Origin of the sequence: Paenibacillus sp. FSL L8-0435, assembly GCF_037965655.1 — a bacterium.
Lineage (GTDB): Bacteria > Bacillota > Bacilli > Paenibacillales > Paenibacillaceae > Paenibacillus.
The window spans coordinates 4,088,112-4,105,188 of the sequence record NZ_CP150185.1 but is presented as its reverse complement, the minus strand read 5'-3'; the positions used below and the strand labels follow the sequence as shown (position 1 = coordinate 4,105,188).

Here is a 17,077-nt window from a genome sequence, read left to right as displayed (position 1 = left end):
AAAGATATGACTGATGATGAACGTATGGAGCTATTCAGTGATTATTGTTTACACTGTGGTAGATATGATGTGAATGAGAATAACTCACCGTTCTTTAGAAGTTGTCAATGTTGGAATGACGAATAGAAGATAATCAAACAAATATTTTATAAGGAAGTGCAGCAATTGTTCAATTTAATCATAAACAAGGTATTGCCGAATGGTACAAAAGCTGAGATCCGAATCGATTACTATGAAAGAGAAAAACAATTTAAAATTGTTGGAGTGGGAACTATCCCAAAAGGAAAAAGAAAGATGATCTATATTGGAGATAGTAGACTGACAGATAGTTATCGCTACCGATGCTTAGATATGGAGGATCGCAAGAAAGTTGAATTTAAAGCCTATGTTGAGGCAGTTGGTATTGATACTTTGAATGAAGCGCTAAGTGAGGCTTGGGAAAGTCTCAAGCCAAAACCGATTAGTTCAGAAGATTATGACATTGACTTTGATGTGAGTAGCTTCGTATGAAACGTACAATTCTTGGAGAGTGAGGTTTGAAATGAGTAAAGCAAAGTCGATAGGACTCATTGTTTTAGCTGGATTAATCACTATTGAAGGACTACTTTATATATTTGGTGCGGAGCTATTTCGTATAGATGAGCGATTTCTTGAGAATTTCGAACATGATGTCTATTTAAGTTCCATTTATCCGTCTGATGGATTTGAGAAGCAGATGTTAAAATTAATGGCACTTACATTTATTGTCGGTATTTTGGTTGTATTGGCACTACCTAAGAACAAAAAAGAGTAAGAGTTTGTATCAAATTTTCCTTTCATGGAGAAATTAGAGTGACTATGAAGAAAACAATTGCCGAGCACATGTACAATATCTTAATTGAAAGTGGACGAGATTCAGTTTGGTACGGAGATTTAGATGAGATTCACGAATGTGCCAATCGTTCAGGTATGTATGATAAGCCAGGAGATCATCATCCCTTAAAAATCAATAATCGCGTACTATCTGCACTTGATAAGAGCCACCTGTTTAGAAAAGGATACATCAAGCACGTTGGAAGACCTGCAAGGAACTACACGATTAAGAAAAGCGAATGAATTCTTTCTTTCACATAGATAGGAGTATGCAGATGGATAATGAAAAGATTGATTACTATGTTAAAAGTTTATTTGGGGAAGGTATTGTTAAAAAAGCATACAGTGACAACCTTAATGAATATCTAGAAAATTACGATATTGTCTACGAAGAAGAAATTAATCTTACTAAAATTAAAATTACAGTGGAATTAATTAACGGTACTATTTTAAAGATTGATCGGGACAGTATCTATAAGTCTACGTAAAAGTTTACTTTTACTAGAAATGGGGCGATCAGATATGCATGACCTAATTTTTGATGAATCATTTAAAGTGATAGGGCACAATGGTATTGAAGAAAAGTTCAATTATTTTCTTCTCAATAACGTTCCAGTTATCGATTACTCAAGAGGGTTAAGATCGGTCTGTGGAAAGATTCCTCTCACTCAATGGAAACATTATGATGGACTGATTCCTAATGGTACTCCTGCGATTTTTTTGAAGGTGGAACAAGATCATGATCTAAACTTTTGTTCTTTATATCATGAATTGGGGCACATTGAGTTAGGTCACTTAGATGAAGAGCTCCATGATGAAAGGTTAGATGGAGTTCAAATAGGGATAGTTATCAAAGCAGAATTAGAAGCCGATGCATATGCAAGCAAGTTTGTTGGTACGGAAAAAATTATAAAGTGGCTGACATTCTTGCTCAACATGACTCAAAATAAAATATATTATTTTGAGTTTATGGAGCAGAAGAGGGAAACGGGACTTTGTGAGGAAGAGAAGGAACATTTAGATATTTGGAAAAAATCAAATCAGGAGATTAAACTTAGAATAGCGGCAATTAATAAATCCGGATGAAAGGTTGATTTGGTTTAAATTAATTACACAAAAATAATACTTGAAGAATAAAAATATGTATGGTAACATAAATTTAAAGGAGGAATTAAATAAATGGATTATATTTTTGAAAAGAACAAATTGTACAATTACTTGGGAACGAGTCTGGTGAATACCTTGAAAGAGTACAAAGCATACATAGCAGGAGGAACAATTACAAGTCTGTTTAGTAATAATCCGGTAAACGATATCGATCTCTACTTTAGAGATGAGGAGTCACTATCGGAGCTAATTGAAGAAATTTATGACAACAGCGACGACTGGGTAAATGCTCTTACATCTAAAGCATTACTGGTCAGAGTTGATGACAAGGAAATTCAAATGATCCACTTTAAATACTTCGAGAAAGCAGAAGACATTTTTGATACATTCGACTACACAGTGTGTATGGGTGCTTTCGACTTTGAGTCAGAACAATTTGTGCTACACGAGGATTTTTTGAAGCATAATGCACAACGAATCTTGAAATTCAACAAGAACACTGATTTCCCAATTGTTTCGCTACTGAGAGTTCAGAAGTACAAAGATAAAGGATACAATATTTCTAAACCAGAATTTCTACGAATTGCACTTAGTTGCATGGAGCTCAATATTACAGATGAAGAAGAATTGAAGCAGCATCTTGGTGGAATGTATGGCATCAATTACGACAAACTTATTGAACTAGAAGAGGGAGAGTCATTTAGTTTAAGTAAAATTATTGATAGGATCGCAAATATTGCGTTGAGTGAAGATTACTTTGAGAAACCCAAAGAAATTAAGTACGACAGCGTGGAAGAGATCTTAGATGTAATTGTGAAAGAACCAGTTAGAGTTGTGAAGATTAAAGATAATACATATCGAATCACTAAGAAAAATGTTTTAAGAGAGATTGCCGAAGAACCTAAAAATAAAATTGAGATTGATGCAAAACAATACATAGACTCACAAAAGTTTTATAAGTTTGTTGAGAAACGTGATGACAAATACTTTAGCCATCACGATAGCAAATTTGAGTATGTGTTCGGAACACTGGTAAAACCTAAAAACGAACATATTTATTTTAATGAGAAAGAAGAAATTAGAGAATCACATTACTATGATAAAGGTGTGCTAATTGAAGTGGTCATTCCGTATGAAAATTTCACAGAAAAAGAAGGAGACAAAGTTTTATCTAGTGGGTGCTATGTTGTACGGGAAGTAGCACAAGAAGAATGGAGTAAGTGGATAGAACGGGAATTTGACCAAAATGTTAAGGGTAGCCTAAAACCCAAAGCTACATGGATCTAATTCTAGGTAAAAGTACAGTTTCATCAGATTATTGGATAAGGAAATGGAAGATATACGGAGAATGGAAGAGCATAAGGGAGGTGATTTTGTTGAGTTTCGAGGAAAACAAGGGTCAGTCATTTAGACATTATAAGGGTGGATTATACAAACTTATAAGACTAGCAAGACACACTGAAACCAGAGAGGTGCTAGTTGTCTACATTGGTGAGGATGACCTTGTATGGGCTAGACCAGCAAACATGTTTTTCGGTCATACAGATGATGGCACAAAGCGATTTGTAGAAATAAATGAATGCGAAGAAAATTAATAAACAAAGATTGGATTGATTGTAAGTGGAAGTAGAGTTTAAAACAGTAGACGATATATTAAAACACTATAATAATAAAGATAAAGAAAATAAGGATCACGAAGTTATGGAGAAAAGTGAGTAAGTGTAGTATATATAACAATACATATATTACCGATGAAAATGCATAATCCCGTTTGATATACTTAAATGGGTGATAAATATGTTTACTGCTCCAATGCTGCTATACAAAGCACCAAATAACTTACCATTCGATAGCGATTTGCACTTAACAGAGCTTAAACTCGATGGCATACGCCTTATCATCGATTACAGGGATAAGGTAAAAGTCTACACAAGACATAACAATGATGTTACTGCCAAGTTCCCTGAGTTGGTTGAAAACATACCAATTCAAAAAGGAACAACGCTTGATGGAGAACTGATCGTTACTGATTCAGATGGTAAGCCGAACTTTGAATTTGTCATGGAACGGTTCATGGCAAAGAAGAGTAAGCATAGGGTTACATTCTGTGCTTTCGATATCATCAACTTTGAAGGTGAAAGTGTGATTTCCAAACCTCTTATAGAGCGCAAAGAAATACTATCTAATGCCTTCGTAAACAATGATTACTATGCGAAATCGATCTATATAAGAGGAAATGGAATTAAGTACTTCAACCTCGCTAAGCAGCAAAAACTTGAAGGAGTAGTTTTGAAGGATATCAGCTCAAAATATGAAGTTGATAAGCGATCTGATAAATGGTTGAAGGTAATTGCGTATGAGGTAGGCGAATACTACATTGCTGGATACAAGAAAAATGAATTTGGATGGCTTTTATCTGATGGTAAACGAATAGTAGGAGTAATGAGTTTAGCTGTTGGTACAAATGAGAGAAAAGCGGGATATAGAGTATTCCAGCAACTTAAAAAGAAAGAGACAGAGGATACAGTTTACATTGATCCTGTCATTAAGTGTGTAGTTAAACACCGAGGATACACCAAAAACAACTTGCTAAGATTACCTGAGTTCGAAAGTTTTGTATTCTAAGGAGGTGATTAAACTGGCTAGACCAGTTAAGTGCAAATATTGCAATGAATTCTCAATGTTAGATGATAGTATGACTATAGTGGAAACACAACATAAATATGCAAAAGATAAATTTGATCCTGATGGTAAAAAAATACGCAAGAAAGGTGAAACATACAGTAAGAAAAATAAAGTTCATAAGAAATGTGCTACTTTGTTTCAAAAGAAAGTAGAAGACACCAAAATTGAAAATGAAAATTGGGATGTATTATGCAAATACATAGAAAAACTTCATGATTTAACTGTAATCCCGAAATCAAATATTACTAGGCTTAAAGATTTGAGGGCTGGATTCGAAACTAAAAATGGAGAAAGAATTAGAAAGTGGAGAACTGGCCCAGATTTCTCACTTATGTTAGATGCCTATGTCCTATCAGAACTTACGATTAGAAATAGCTTAAAGAACAAACTAGACGGTTCAAATGATGTTAAATCAATAAATTACTGTATAAGCATAATGATTGGTAAATTAAACGAAGCATTTGTAAGACGTAGAAATAGAGAAAGACAAGTTCAAGAGCAAAAGCTAAACAAAGAAGTTACGATTATTGAAGAGATATCTTACACTCCTAAAAAGACAAACAGTAATGATATTTCAGACTTCTTATAGGGGGGATTAAGTGTCAAGTATCAAAGAGAGATTAAGTAGAGAAATCGTTGCAGCCGAAGGATACCTAACTGGTTTGTTCTGGAGAAATCCTGATAACTATAATTTTTATTCTGAAGAAAAGCTAAATTATAAATCGTTTATGAACACGGCCTACGGATTCTTTTTTACATTGGGAAGAAAGCTTTCTGAAAAAGGAATCAAGGTTTTTGACGACATATCAGTCTCACAGGTAGTTGCCGAAACAAATACTTCTACCACCTATGAAAAATATGGAGGATTCGAAACAATACACGAACTATCTTCGGAGGTAAGAGACAAAGAGGATAATTTAGATGCTTACTATGGCGAAGTGAAAAAGTACAATCTGATCAATAAACTGATTGAATACTTTGGAGAAAGAGTCATTACGGATGAGGGTAAGTACAACTACAAAAAGATGACCAAAGAGCAATTACATACATATTGGAATGATAAGATTCTTCAATTAGGGATTGACGGTGATAACAAATATGATGAGCATTTTTTGCTAGAAGGATTAGACGAAGAAATTGCAGACTGGGATGAGAATCCTACGGTTGGGTTACCATTCTATGAGAGTAAGCGAATGACTAAGATTACCACTGGATGGGATTATGGGCATGTTTATATGTATGGTGGATTCGGTGGTAGTGGTAAGACGAGTCTTACTGTAAACAAAGTTATCATGTCATGTATTCAGCACAAAGAAAAACTTTTAGTTATAGCAAATGAGCAGTCGATCTCTGAGTTTAAAAAAGCGTTAATTGTTACAGCGATGGGTGTAGGAACGAAAGAATATGTCGATAGGCAAAAACTTAATGAAGGCGGATTTAGTGATGATGAAAAAGAAAGACTTCGTAAGGCCGTAAAATGGGTAAAAGATCTGTGTGACGGGGATGAAAAATTAATTACTTTTGTCTTCATGGAAAATTACATCATGGACGATGTGAAAAAACTTGTTAAACATTATGCAGCAAGAGGACTTAAGCGGATCATCATAGATACAGGTAAGCCATCTGAAGGCGATGCAAGCATGGCTCGTTGGGAACGTTTTGTGGAAGACATGAAGGAGATATATAAACTTGCACGTCCTAATGGTGGCGGGTTGAACCTAGCTGTATGGATCAATGTCCAACTCGCAGACACAGCATTAAAGATGAGATTCCTCAATGAATATGCTTTAGGAGATGCAAAGAAAATCAAGAACGAAGCATCTGTGTTAATTTTGGGCAGGTTTATGTGGGATGATGAATACGAAGGTGGTAAACATGAGTTATTAGTAAATCAGTGGGATGATTTTACTCAAACATACATAGATAAACCTCTTAAACGAGATAAGGGACATCAATATTACTTGCTATTCTATGGAAAGAATAGACGTGGAGCAGATAACAAAACTGGGCAAAAGGTATTGGTGTTAAAACCTTACTTTGGAATCAATACATGGTATGAAGTTGGATTCACAACGGTTTACGATGATCATAATTACTAACAGGGGGAGGTTATGTGTCTGACTCGCTCAAACTATTAAAAGAACGAATATATGATGAAGGCACAATTGGGCAGCTATTAGAAGAGTTGGGCTGTTTAGATATAAAGATTAAATCAGGACGCAGCGGAGACGATCTAGTCACAGCTAGACTACCCGGATCGAAAAATCCACGGGGAGCACAGATTTACCTGAATGAGACACTTCATACAGAACTGGTTGGAGAAGGTATAAGTGGAGACATATATGCTCTGGTTGGATTTGTTTTATACGAATGTAAAAACTTCGATGAAGTCAGGTCTAAACTGTATCAAATTAAAACTTACATATGTAACTCTCTAGGTTATGAACACACTGAAACAAACTTTCCTAACGAGAAACCGAAGACCGATTGGAATTGGTGGCTTAGGGATATACAAAAGCAACGTCCTAAAATCTATGAAGTGACAAGCAATCCAGTTCTAGACGACAGAGTTTTAAATGAATTCATTTTAGATGGGTGGTACGATTGGATTGGTGAAGGAATAGATGTTCATACCCAAAGAGAGTTTGGTATTGGATACCATTTACCCACGAACAGAGTGAGTATACCTATTCATAACTCAATGGGGAAATTAATAGGCGTTAAAGGTAGATATGTCGGTCAAGATAAAGAATTACTTGCCCATAAAAAATATTCGTATATTTACCCTTGTAGCAAAGCTATTGAACTATTTAATTTACACAGATCTAGAGCTCATATTCAAGATAAGAAAAAAGTGTACATTGTTGAGGGTGCAAAAACAGCAATGACCTTATGGGGATGGGGAATTAAAAACTCTGTATCCATAGAGGGAGATAGACTGTCTCCTGTTCAGGTTAAACTTCTCAAAGATTTAGGGATTGATATTGATTTAGTGTTTTTGTGGGATAAAGGTAAGGATGAAGAGTTTGTTTTAAATCAATTGAGGCAGATTAAGGGTAGACGAGTCTATTATGTGTATGATAATAAAGATATATTTGCAGACAAGATGTCGCCTGTTGATAAGGGCAAAGAACAATTCAATACGTTTTTGGATGATTGTATTTGCACATTTTCCAAATGAAACTAATTATAAGGGGTGTTAAATGTTTACTGTAAAGCAACTTGAACAGCTTAGCTTTCTATCTTGGTGGGATCTAGAGTGTCCACCATTAAAGTTCTTAGTGAATGATTGGAAAGAGGTCAATGGTTTGAATGATGAAACTATTGAAAAGATGATGGATATTTTGACTGATGTGTGAGCTGATAAAATATAGTTTTCATCCAAAATAATAAACACAAAGATAATACTTGACTTATGATGTGATAGAGTTATAATATGAATATCAGATCGAAAGGGATGGTCGAATGTATGTTGAGATAAGCGAATCTGATTTAGTGCCAACAACAAATGAGGAGGAAGCCACCCATGTTAAAATCGTAGATAAGCTTAGGAATGTTCCAGTCACTGTTGGGAGAATGTACGAACTGTTGCTGAAGAGATACGACGATTGTGCTGCGATAGATGAGGAAACATACATAGCAGACGACAACGGAAATGAGAACCATTCATTCTGGATGTGCTGCAAGAAAGAGTTTTACAAAATCAAGTAAAACACAACAATAATATATAAAATGAGTGATATTTTGATGATTATCAAAGATGATGTAGTTAAGCTAATGAAGAAGACGGTAAATGAAAACTGGCTGAATCCATCTATGACAACAGTAGACCATTACGAAGGGGCGATCACAGTTCTCTCAAGCGAGAATGATTATGATGGCAAAGAAGATGACTGGAAGGTAATTATGCACTACATCAATGATTATGATGACCTTAAGATCGACAATGTATATCAAATTATCTACGAACAGCAACCGTTTAATTTCATGAAGGTGTTGCAGTAAAAGTTGGATTTCATAAAGAATAAGGAGAGCTGACCATATGCCAAGAGCGAGAGTCTATAAATTGTTCCATACATATGACAAGGAAGATTTGAAAATCTACTTCAAAACAACTATGGAGGATGAATTCCTAATTAAACTGATTAAGATTTGGCAGCTTAAATTAGCAAACTATGCACAGGAATATGATTGGGATTCCGAAGATATGATGCAACTTCTTGAGACTTTTGGATGTGCGAGAGTCACAGAAGACAGTGGTTTCAAGTCATATTATGAGGCAAACACGTATCTGATTTGGGAATATGCAAATACGTGGTACTCAGAAGAAGAATGCAACGATCCGCAATTTAATAATCCCGAGGCAGACAAAATTCTGTTGAGGGTGCTTGAAGAAAATAGAGAATGGCACAAAGAGTACTGGGAGAAATGGGAACAGATCGAAAAGGAAAGACGACAAAAAGGGGAGGCAATTTAACAAATGGACATTGAACAGTTCACAGAATTGCTTGACGAGAAGATATTTGAAATAGCGAAAGAGTTGCGTGATGAACATGGGTTATCAAATGTGATCATTAATCAGGATTCAACATACTCTACTGGTCAAATCACATTAAGTTTAACTGAGAAGTAAAAATCTAAATGATATTTGAATTTCATCAACAAAACAAATAGTTACATAGAAATCAAAAAACTTACAAAAGGAGTTTTACATATATGCAAACCAAAGAGTTAAAGGTGCTGCTTCAGCAAAATTTCAACAAACTGTCTCAAGATGCCACCAAATTGTTTGAGGTGGATGTGGACAAAGACGAACTCTGGAATCTATATCTTGACAGTTTCCCAAAAGGAACAAATGAAATTTTCCGTGAACGAAGAGAATACGATTGTAGTTGCTGTAGACAATTTATCAAAAATATTGGAAACGCAGTGTTTATTAAAGACAATCAGGTCACTACTATTTGGGATTTTGAGACCAACGAAACAAAGTTCCAACCAGTACTTAACGCACTTTCAACCTTCATTAGGTCTCATGATGTTTCTGATGTATATGTAACCAAGTTTAAGAAAATCGGCACAGATAAAAATTTTGAAAAAACAAATACAAAGATCAATGAATGGGATCACCTATACATGGAGTTGCCAGAAGGATTCTTTGATCAAAGCAGTAAATCAGAAGCAGAAACAAAAGGAGTATACAGAGATACACGCAATGTATTTAAACGATCCCTTGAAGAAATCAGTGAAGACAGTTTACTTACAGTTTTAGAGCTCATTTCTCAGAATTCCTTGTATAAGGGTGAAGAGTGGAAAGGAGTACTAACTGAATTCCTAAAGCACAAAAAGGCATATGACTTACTAAGCGCCAATCAGGAAAAAAATAACTATGCATGGGAACAATCCGTTAAAGTTGGTGGTGCAATCGGGCGCATCAGGAACCACAGTATTGGCACTCTACTTATCAATCTTAGTGAAGGCTTGGATTTGGACACGGCTGTAAAGAAATATGAAGTGATTGTAGCACCTCAAAACTACAAGCGGAGCAAGCCGATTTTCACTCAAAGAATGCTTGATGATGCTCGTAAAACCATTGAACAGCTTGGATACTTAAATTCATTGGGTCGCAGACACGCAACTTTAGATGACATTACAGTGAACAACATCCTTTTCTCTAACAAAGACTCAGCGAATCGTATTCAGGGCGCTGCCAATGTTTTCGATAAGATGTCAAAAGATATTGGTATTAATCCCAAGAGCTTTTCACGAGTAGAGGAAATTTCCATTGATAGTTTTATCGAGCATATCCTTCCCACAACTAGTGAGATGGAAGTGTTTCTGGAAAATAAGCATTCTGGAAATATGGTATCACTTATTGCTCCCGAAGACAGCAGCGCAGAGTCAATGTTTAAATGGGACAATGCTTTTAGTTGGGCCTATTCTGGTAATATTACCGATAGCGCACTGAAGGAACGAGTAAAATCAGCAGGTGGCAATGTAGAAGGTGTACTCAGATTTTCTATTCAATGGAATGACGAACAATATGACGAAAATGATTTGGACGCTCATTGTTATGAACCTGATGGTAATCTACTTTATTATGGCGAAAAGAATAATAGATATACTACAGGCCAACTAGATGTTGACATTATCAATCCGCGTAGGGGTGTTCCAGCAGTTGAGAATATTACTTGGACAAATAAAGATAGAATGCAAGAAGGAACATATAAATTCTTGGTTCATAACTTTTCACATCGCGGAGGAAAAACAGGTTTCAAAGCAGAGATTGAATTTGATGGACAAATTTATTCCTTCGACTACAATCAAGAATTGAAAAATGGTGAGAAAGTTGAAGTAGCAGAAATTAATTTTAGTCGAGACACAGGGTTTACTCTTAAAGAAAAATTGCCTTCAAGTGCATCATCTAAGGATGTATGGGGAGTAAAGACTAATCAATTTGTTCCAGTAAGTGTTGTCTCATATTCACCTAACTACTGGAATCAACAACAAGGAATTGGACATAAGCATTATATGTTTTTCCTAAAGGACTGCACTAATACAGAATCACCATCTGGATTTTATAATGAATTCTTGGTAGAGGAATTGATGCAGCACAGAAGAGTTCTTGAGGCACTAGGAAGTAAACTATCTATTAAATCTGTGGAAGATCAGTTGTCGGGGATTGGATTCAGTTCGACTAGACGAAATGATCTACTGGTTAAAGCAAAGGGACAAACTGAGAGAATTCTTAAAGTGAAATTTTAATAACCAATATTAAGGAGAGATTAACTATGACAACAGTAAATATTTTTGAAATCGCGACAAAAAATAAGATTCGATTCCAGTTTAAAGGCTTGATAAGCACAGAGGATCTGTGGGATTTGAGTGTTGAAAACTTGGATTCAATTTTCAAAACACTTAACTCTCAACTAAAACAAGTAAAAGAAGAAAGCCTATTGAATACTAAAACAAAAGAGGATAAGGAGCTTGATGTAAAAATTGAACTAGTAAAGTACATTGTTTCAACTAAGCTTGCAGAGAAAGAAGCGCAATTATTTGCAAAAGCTCAAAAAGAACAAAAACAGAAGATCCAAGAGATTCTGTTCACTAAGCAAAATCAAGAATTGGAGAACAAGTCCGTTGAAGAGCTACAAGCAATGCTTGGTCAATTAGATAAATAATCATTGAGGGGTTGGGAGTGACAAGTGAATAATGCGACCTTGCTTGTTACCCCGTTCCTGTAAAAGTAGAATTTCATCAACTAAATACATATTAAAGGAGAACGTTAAAATGCAGAATGTTGGTAATGGTAGCGTAACTAAAACAGTGCTTGAGTTTTTAAGGGCAAAAGGAAATGCCACACTTTACACTAATGAGGTTGACCAAAAGTTCGTAATTAAAGTCGCACTTGAAAACAACATTTCAATTGTTGACATGGTTAATAAAAACATCAAAAACATAGATGTCGATTATCCCTTGGTTGCTTGGAGGTTTAACTGATATGAAAGCAGACAATGAATTTCTTACAATGTTGATTAATAAACTAAGCGACATTGCAGAGGGAACAAACGATGCTGAGACTAAGCATGAACTAGATGAATTGATACATGTGATTGTTGAGTCCGGGGGATAACAAATCTAGCAAAGGAGTGGTTGTATGAAAAGTATAGTAAAGCAGGAGTAAAGAAGTGTTTATAAAGAAGTTGAAGTAACTTATTACATCACTGATGATGGTCAAGAATTTGAATATTTGGAAGCTGCTGAACAACATGAAAAAATGATGAAGATCAAACAGGCTGGGGTTAATGTTGAATTGCCAGCAGAAATCAACTGTTATTATGTTCAGAGTATTGAAGAGATCGAAGCAATTATGGGTGACGATTTCGTAAATGGAAACACCGAGGAAATTAATGAATACAACTATCCATGTTGGGTAGGTATTGAGACAACTAACTCCTATGGATATGGAGATGAGTACTTTTTAACCAATTTGTCTGACGTAAAAGATAAATGTGAGAAGTATTTCGAAATGTATCAGGCGATGGTCAACAAAGTTGAGGGATGATAAAAGAAGAGTCTCATAAGGAATGGAGTTTAGAAATGAAACAATTTGAAGCCAGTTATCTTAGAGAGGGATTTATTCACCGCTTCACGTTGAGTGGGAACGAAATAGGTGATGCATTATTGCAAGCCCAAACGCTTCATAATAACGTAATTGAAATCAAAGAAATACTAACCGATGTTTATCTGCATGAACCATCTATTTTAAAATTCGAATAAAAATATACTTTCATTGAAAAGGAGAAGTTGAAATGATTATCACAAGCTTCCTAGTCATTTATGTACTAATTGCGATTCCATTCATTCCATGGTTGACTCACATTTCGATGACTAAGAGCAGCACGGAAAGCTGTGGATGGGCAAACTATAAACAATTCAAGGAGAACTGGAATAAGTATGAATGGACTCCATTAAGACATTATCCGAAGTTCTTTGAGAATGAAGAGCATAAGTGTTATTTTCATGTAGGTGTCATTAAATTTGAAAATAAAGGAATGAAGATTCGCGATCCAATTAGTTACTGGTTGGCAAAAAGATACGTTAGAAAACTACATAAGCTACCAAGCGTTAAGTGGTAACCGGAAAGGTGGGAGTAAGATTAGAGTGCATCTGGATTTTATTGAACGAATAGACATTGAACAAGATAGACTCCGAAGACAAAGAACGTTACTTGAACAGGCAGCCAATAAACCTCAGTTGTTTTTTGATAAAGCTTTTGAGTTTATCAGTAGAAAGGATTCGCTATTCAAGATCATGAGTGTTTACGAAGATGGACAAAGAAAGATGGACACGCAAGATTTTATAGAATACATAGGTACGTTACTGGATTCATTTTTCAAACAAGAATTAAACGACAAGAATGTAACTGTTAAAACTAGCTCATCGTCTTCAATGTATTGCGTAATGATGGACGATGCTCAACTTGTTCATTTTAATCCATATGAGAAGTTTTATGGTCAACGAAGTTATCGTACTGTTAAACAGCTACAAGAAGACTATGACAATACGTTAACTCGACTCAATAATGAGACAAGTGAGGTAAATAGCAAACTTGAAGATATGAAAAAAGCAAAAGAAGCTACATACAAATGGATGATTCAGTACTACATGCAGAAGAATAAGAGCATTTCAAGAAAATTGTACCTTTGTGCGAAAGATACATTAATCTATACCTTCAGAATGAAACAAGTCAATGAAGGTATCGAGAAGAAAATTAAGAAATACGAGTGGCAGCTTGAAGAACTCAAAAAAAGAAAAGATAAACATATTGAGTGTGGGACAGGAATTGAGTTGCTAGAGCTCAGGTTGCAAGCAGCAGATGTTGTATCAGATGTATTTAAGAAATATGGATATAGACTTGAAACAGAAAATCATAAACTCTACTAAAGGAGAAATTTAATTGAAAAATATAATTGCTAGTTATGCCCTTTTTACTGGATTGGTTGCAATGAATCGTCTCGCCAAACCAGTACTTGAATCGTATTCATCACATGCTTTTGAATTGTCGGCACTGTACGGGGCAACCACATTTGCATTGTGGATGATTGCATTCAACTACATCAACAAAAAGTCTAAATGAAACTGCTCTTTCATCAAGAAATACAGATCAAAAAAGCCAGTAAACACAAGGGTTTTGGAACTGCTGATTAACTAATTTCTGAGGAGTGATTGATTTGAGAAAAGTAAATATCAAAATCATCAACAAACAGACAGGATTGGTAGACAAGTGGTTAACGAATAACTGGATCAACAACAGTAACAATATTACATTGCCTGAAAAATTCAAAATAGTAATTCAATAAACTGTTGAAAGGTGTGATTTTGCCATAGCATGGAAACAAAAGCAACCAAAATTTCCGTTTGAACCATACGACAATACATATTCAAAGTTAGCAAAGATTAACGGAATTAAGAATATCAGTGAGTTTCTTAATCCACTCTCTAATGTAGTACACAGTCCGTATCTATTAAAAAATATTGATGTGCTAGTTTTAAGAATCATTAGAGCAATAAAAAATAATGAAAAGATTGTGATTTTTGCCGATGTCGATTTCGATGGAATTTCTTCAGCGGTAATACTATATAAAATATTGTCGAAGTTCACCAACAATGTTCAGATCAAGTATGTTGAGCGCAGCCAAGGACATGGTTCTAAATTCGTCATCGACCAAATTGAAGATGACACAGATTTATATATAGCAGTGGATAGCAGCAGTAACGATGTGGAGCCATTAAAAGTACTAACTGATAAAGGAATTGATTGTCTGGTTATTGACCATCACTCAGTTGATGTAGAAAACCCATATTGTATTTTAGTGAATCCGCAACAAGAGGGTTGCGAATATCCTAATAAGAATGCTTCAGGTGGATTACTTATATATAAAGTGTGTCAAGTAATAGATGATTATATGGATACTCGATACTCACTGGAACTGAGTGATTTACCGGGATACGCTTTAATGGCAGACATGATGTGTATGAAGGAAATGGAGAACAGATATTTTGCAAAAGTGTCACTGAAAGGTTTACGGCATGAAGGCATGAAATTATTGTTTGAAGCAATGAACTCAGATGTAAAAAACCTTACCTCAACAGACTTTCTATATGGTGCGAGTCCAGCAGTTACAGCAGCTACGAGAGCAGACAACATCAAGCTGGCAATCGATTTCTTGATGTGTGATAAAGCAACCTTAGAAACTAAGGGATATGTTAAAGAGTTAATTAAACTAAATGAAAACCGCAAACTTGTTCAAGCAGAAGCCACTGAAGCAATGAAAACGGGACTTTGTGAAACTGACAAGGTGATTATAGTTTTTGATCCTACAGTTGGAAGAGGATTGAATGGCCTAGTGGCACAAGAGATTTCGAAGAAGTATAACAGACCAGCAATTGTGTTGGGGTTTGGAGATAACGAAGATACATATTCAGGAAGTTTCAGGGGGTTAGATGACTTTTCGATGTTGAAATTATTAAAGGCTTGTGAGAATGTGATTTATGCCGCAGGACATGACGGTGCAGGTGGTGTGGGTGTATCAATAACTCATCTTGAATGTCTGCGTCTTGAGCTTAACTCTAAACTCCGAGATTTTGTGCCTGATGACACTCTGTATTACGACTTAGAATATAGTGCTGATGTCGTTAATGAGAATCTAATCAACTATTTAACTGAATTCTATCGATACTCAGGAAATAACTTCAAACCCGGAACATTCTTAATCAAAGACCTGTTCATTTCAGACAAGAAATTGATGGGTAAGACCAACAACACAGCAAAGATTGATTGTGGAAAATTGCAATTGATGAAGTTCAAGACCGACGAAGAGTATTATGACAAAGTACCAGTATTTACAGAAGTGGAAGCTGTGGGGTCACTCAACATGAACATTTGGACTCAGTATCGACCTAAAAAGAAAGTGATTAAAACATGCCAATTGTTCATTGAAGACTATAGAGAAACTAATTAAATAATAAAATAATACATAAACGAATGGAGAAATATACATATGAAATTTTACGGAATTGCAACTAACAACAATAATCAAAACGTGGTAATCGACAATCTGCCAACAAACTATATTGGTGCAGTCAATGCAGCTAAACAACTAGCAACTAAAAAAGGACTTACGTTCCAATATGTTAAGCCAGCAGAAAATGGCCGGAAGGAAGGATCTGTGTTGACTAAATTCAAGAAGCAACGTACTCAGCGCAAATCTAATAAACGGTAATACATATGAGTAACCAAAAGGTAAGAATCAAGGTTTCGGAACACGCGAGAGTACGATGTGAGCAAAGTAATGTTGGAGTGGGATATCTCATTAAGATGATATCCTCCATTCCTAATGTTCAAGGCAAGTTAAGATGGATGACTGAAAAGGGTGTAATTGTGATTGAACGTGTAAATGAAGGATTGATCTTGATACGAACATTCATTGCTCGATTCAAATATAGAGGCAAGAGATATCGCAAAGGATGTACAACTTTTTAATACATAGATAGGTGATTCAAATGGACAATGAAACACAAGAATTTCTTTTTGGTAGAGTCGTATTTGTAGGCCAGCAGCATATGAAAGACCAGAATTTGTAGTCAGATATATAGAGCGACATAAAGAGTATGATAGAATGAACAAATTTTATTATCTGAAGGATAGATTAATGAAAAGACGGATCATGACAATTAAAAATCCTTGATATATAAGGCTTTCTTAAGCCAGATATCTAGGTAAAAGAACTGTTTCATAAAGAAAGGGGTCAGAACATGATTGTCAGTAAACCTGTAAAAGTGGAAGTTGAAATTGAGGATTTAACAACGAACTGTACTTACAGATATAAAGGTAATTCTATGAAGGATTGTGTGGAATATTTTCAATCATTAT

The 17,077-nt window shown here is 35.3% G+C and carries 28 protein-coding genes; all 28 read left to right on the top strand.

Features of this window, described 5'->3' with window-relative positions:
• The first annotated feature begins 165 nt into the window (after positions 1–165).
• The 28 genes from NST33_RS17930 (at position 166) to NST33_RS17795 (ending at position 16,427) form a co-directional block, all read left to right on the top strand.
• Positions 166–510, top strand: coding sequence for a hypothetical protein (locus NST33_RS17930; RefSeq protein ID WP_339304339.1), 345 nt, complete (start codon positions 166–168; stop codon positions 508–510).
• Between the two features lie 31 nt (positions 511–541).
• Positions 542–793, top strand: a complete 252-nt coding sequence (locus NST33_RS17925) for a hypothetical protein (protein ID WP_339304337.1) — start codon at positions 542–544, stop codon at positions 791–793.
• A 38-nt stretch (positions 794–831) separates the two neighbouring features.
• Positions 832–1,095, top strand: a complete 264-nt coding sequence (locus tag NST33_RS17920) for a hypothetical protein (RefSeq protein WP_339304335.1) — start codon at positions 832–834, stop codon at positions 1,093–1,095.
• 32 nt (positions 1,096–1,127) lie between these two features.
• Positions 1,128–1,340: a hypothetical protein gene (locus tag NST33_RS17915; RefSeq protein ID WP_339304333.1), complete on the top strand. Its 213-nt coding sequence runs from the start codon at positions 1,128–1,130 to the stop codon at positions 1,338–1,340.
• Between the two features lie 19 nt (positions 1,341–1,359).
• Positions 1,360–1,938 (top strand): hypothetical protein, encoded by a 579-nt coding sequence (locus NST33_RS17910; RefSeq protein WP_339304331.1) that lies wholly within the window; start codon positions 1,360–1,362, stop codon positions 1,936–1,938.
• Positions 1,939–2,031: 93 nt separating this feature from the next.
• Entirely contained in the window at positions 2,032–3,246 is a 1,215-nt protein-coding gene (locus NST33_RS17905) for a hypothetical protein (RefSeq protein ID WP_339304330.1), read from the top strand.
• A complete protein-coding gene (locus NST33_RS17900; RefSeq protein WP_339304328.1) occupies positions 3,237–3,554 on the top strand; it encodes a DUF1653 domain-containing protein in 318 nt (105 codons plus the stop codon). Before NST33_RS17905 ends, NST33_RS17900 begins: the two co-directional genes overlap by 10 nt.
• A 217-nt stretch (positions 3,555–3,771) precedes the next feature.
• Complete coding sequence (locus NST33_RS17895) at positions 3,772–4,584, top strand: hypothetical protein (RefSeq protein WP_339304326.1); 813 nt, start codon at positions 3,772–3,774, stop codon at positions 4,582–4,584.
• A 79-nt stretch (positions 4,585–4,663) separates the two neighbouring features.
• The gene (locus tag NST33_RS17890) at positions 4,664–5,233 is read left to right on the top strand and encodes a hypothetical protein (protein WP_339304324.1); all 570 of its coding nucleotides are present in this window, start codon (positions 4,664–4,666) and stop codon (positions 5,231–5,233) included.
• Between the two features lie 10 nt (positions 5,234–5,243).
• A complete protein-coding gene (locus NST33_RS17885; RefSeq protein ID WP_339304322.1) occupies positions 5,244–6,743 on the top strand; it encodes a replicative DNA helicase in 1,500 nt (499 codons plus the stop codon).
• 14 nt (positions 6,744–6,757) lie between these two features.
• Positions 6,758–7,825, top strand: coding sequence for a DNA primase (locus NST33_RS17880; RefSeq protein WP_110894566.1), 1,068 nt, complete (start codon positions 6,758–6,760; stop codon positions 7,823–7,825).
• Between the two features lie 22 nt (positions 7,826–7,847).
• A complete protein-coding gene (locus NST33_RS17875) occupies positions 7,848–8,003 on the top strand; it encodes a hypothetical protein (RefSeq protein WP_167433598.1) in 156 nt (51 codons plus the stop codon).
• 106 nt (positions 8,004–8,109) lie between these two features.
• Positions 8,110–8,355: a hypothetical protein gene (locus NST33_RS17870; RefSeq protein ID WP_339304319.1), complete on the top strand. Its 246-nt coding sequence runs from the start codon at positions 8,110–8,112 to the stop codon at positions 8,353–8,355.
• A 66-nt stretch (positions 8,356–8,421) separates the two neighbouring features.
• Entirely contained in the window at positions 8,422–8,649 is a 228-nt protein-coding gene (locus NST33_RS17865; protein ID WP_339304317.1) for a hypothetical protein, read from the top strand.
• A gap of 37 nt (positions 8,650–8,686) precedes the next feature.
• Positions 8,687–9,121: a hypothetical protein gene (locus NST33_RS17860; RefSeq protein ID WP_339304315.1), complete on the top strand. Its 435-nt coding sequence runs from the start codon at positions 8,687–8,689 to the stop codon at positions 9,119–9,121.
• Between the two features lie 3 nt (positions 9,122–9,124).
• The gene (locus NST33_RS17855) at positions 9,125–9,277 is read left to right on the top strand and encodes a hypothetical protein (RefSeq protein ID WP_339304313.1); all 153 of its coding nucleotides are present in this window, start codon (positions 9,125–9,127) and stop codon (positions 9,275–9,277) included.
• Positions 9,278–9,360: 83 nt separating this feature from the next.
• Positions 9,361–11,406 (top strand): hypothetical protein, encoded by a 2,046-nt coding sequence (locus NST33_RS17850; protein ID WP_339304311.1) that lies wholly within the window; start codon positions 9,361–9,363, stop codon positions 11,404–11,406.
• A gap of 26 nt (positions 11,407–11,432) precedes the next feature.
• Positions 11,433–11,822 carry a hypothetical protein gene (locus NST33_RS17845; protein WP_339304309.1) on the top strand — a complete coding sequence of 130 codons (390 nt, stop codon included), beginning with the start codon at positions 11,433–11,435 and terminating at the stop codon, positions 11,820–11,822.
• Between the two features lie 109 nt (positions 11,823–11,931).
• Positions 11,932–12,141 carry a hypothetical protein gene (locus NST33_RS17840; RefSeq protein ID WP_339304307.1) on the top strand — a complete coding sequence of 70 codons (210 nt, stop codon included), beginning with the start codon at positions 11,932–11,934 and terminating at the stop codon, positions 12,139–12,141.
• Position 12,142: 1 nt separating this feature from the next.
• Positions 12,143–12,274 (top strand): hypothetical protein, encoded by a 132-nt coding sequence (locus NST33_RS17835; RefSeq protein WP_339304305.1) that lies wholly within the window; start codon positions 12,143–12,145, stop codon positions 12,272–12,274.
• A 117-nt stretch (positions 12,275–12,391) separates the two neighbouring features.
• Positions 12,392–12,706, top strand: coding sequence for a hypothetical protein (locus NST33_RS17830; RefSeq protein ID WP_339304303.1), 315 nt, complete (start codon positions 12,392–12,394; stop codon positions 12,704–12,706).
• Between the two features lie 35 nt (positions 12,707–12,741).
• Positions 12,742–12,921, top strand: coding sequence for a hypothetical protein (locus NST33_RS17825; protein ID WP_091020663.1), 180 nt, complete (start codon positions 12,742–12,744; stop codon positions 12,919–12,921).
• 32 nt (positions 12,922–12,953) lie between these two features.
• Positions 12,954–13,280: a hypothetical protein gene (locus NST33_RS17820; RefSeq protein WP_339304301.1), complete on the top strand. Its 327-nt coding sequence runs from the start codon at positions 12,954–12,956 to the stop codon at positions 13,278–13,280.
• A 25-nt stretch (positions 13,281–13,305) separates the two neighbouring features.
• Positions 13,306–14,088 carry a hypothetical protein gene (locus tag NST33_RS17815; RefSeq protein WP_339304299.1) on the top strand — a complete coding sequence of 261 codons (783 nt, stop codon included), beginning with the start codon at positions 13,306–13,308 and terminating at the stop codon, positions 14,086–14,088.
• 13 nt (positions 14,089–14,101) lie between these two features.
• Positions 14,102–14,281, top strand: a complete 180-nt coding sequence (locus NST33_RS17810) for a hypothetical protein (RefSeq protein ID WP_339304297.1) — start codon at positions 14,102–14,104, stop codon at positions 14,279–14,281.
• A gap of 94 nt (positions 14,282–14,375) precedes the next feature.
• Positions 14,376–14,504: a hypothetical protein gene (locus tag NST33_RS17805; RefSeq protein ID WP_339304295.1), complete on the top strand. Its 129-nt coding sequence runs from the start codon at positions 14,376–14,378 to the stop codon at positions 14,502–14,504.
• Positions 14,505–14,732: 228 nt separating this feature from the next.
• Positions 14,733–16,166, top strand: coding sequence for a DHH family phosphoesterase (locus NST33_RS17800; protein ID WP_339304293.1), 1,434 nt, complete (start codon positions 14,733–14,735; stop codon positions 16,164–16,166).
• Between the two features lie 39 nt (positions 16,167–16,205).
• Positions 16,206–16,427: a hypothetical protein gene (locus tag NST33_RS17795; RefSeq protein ID WP_339304291.1), complete on the top strand. Its 222-nt coding sequence runs from the start codon at positions 16,206–16,208 to the stop codon at positions 16,425–16,427.
• Positions 16,428–17,077 lie beyond the last annotated feature (650 nt).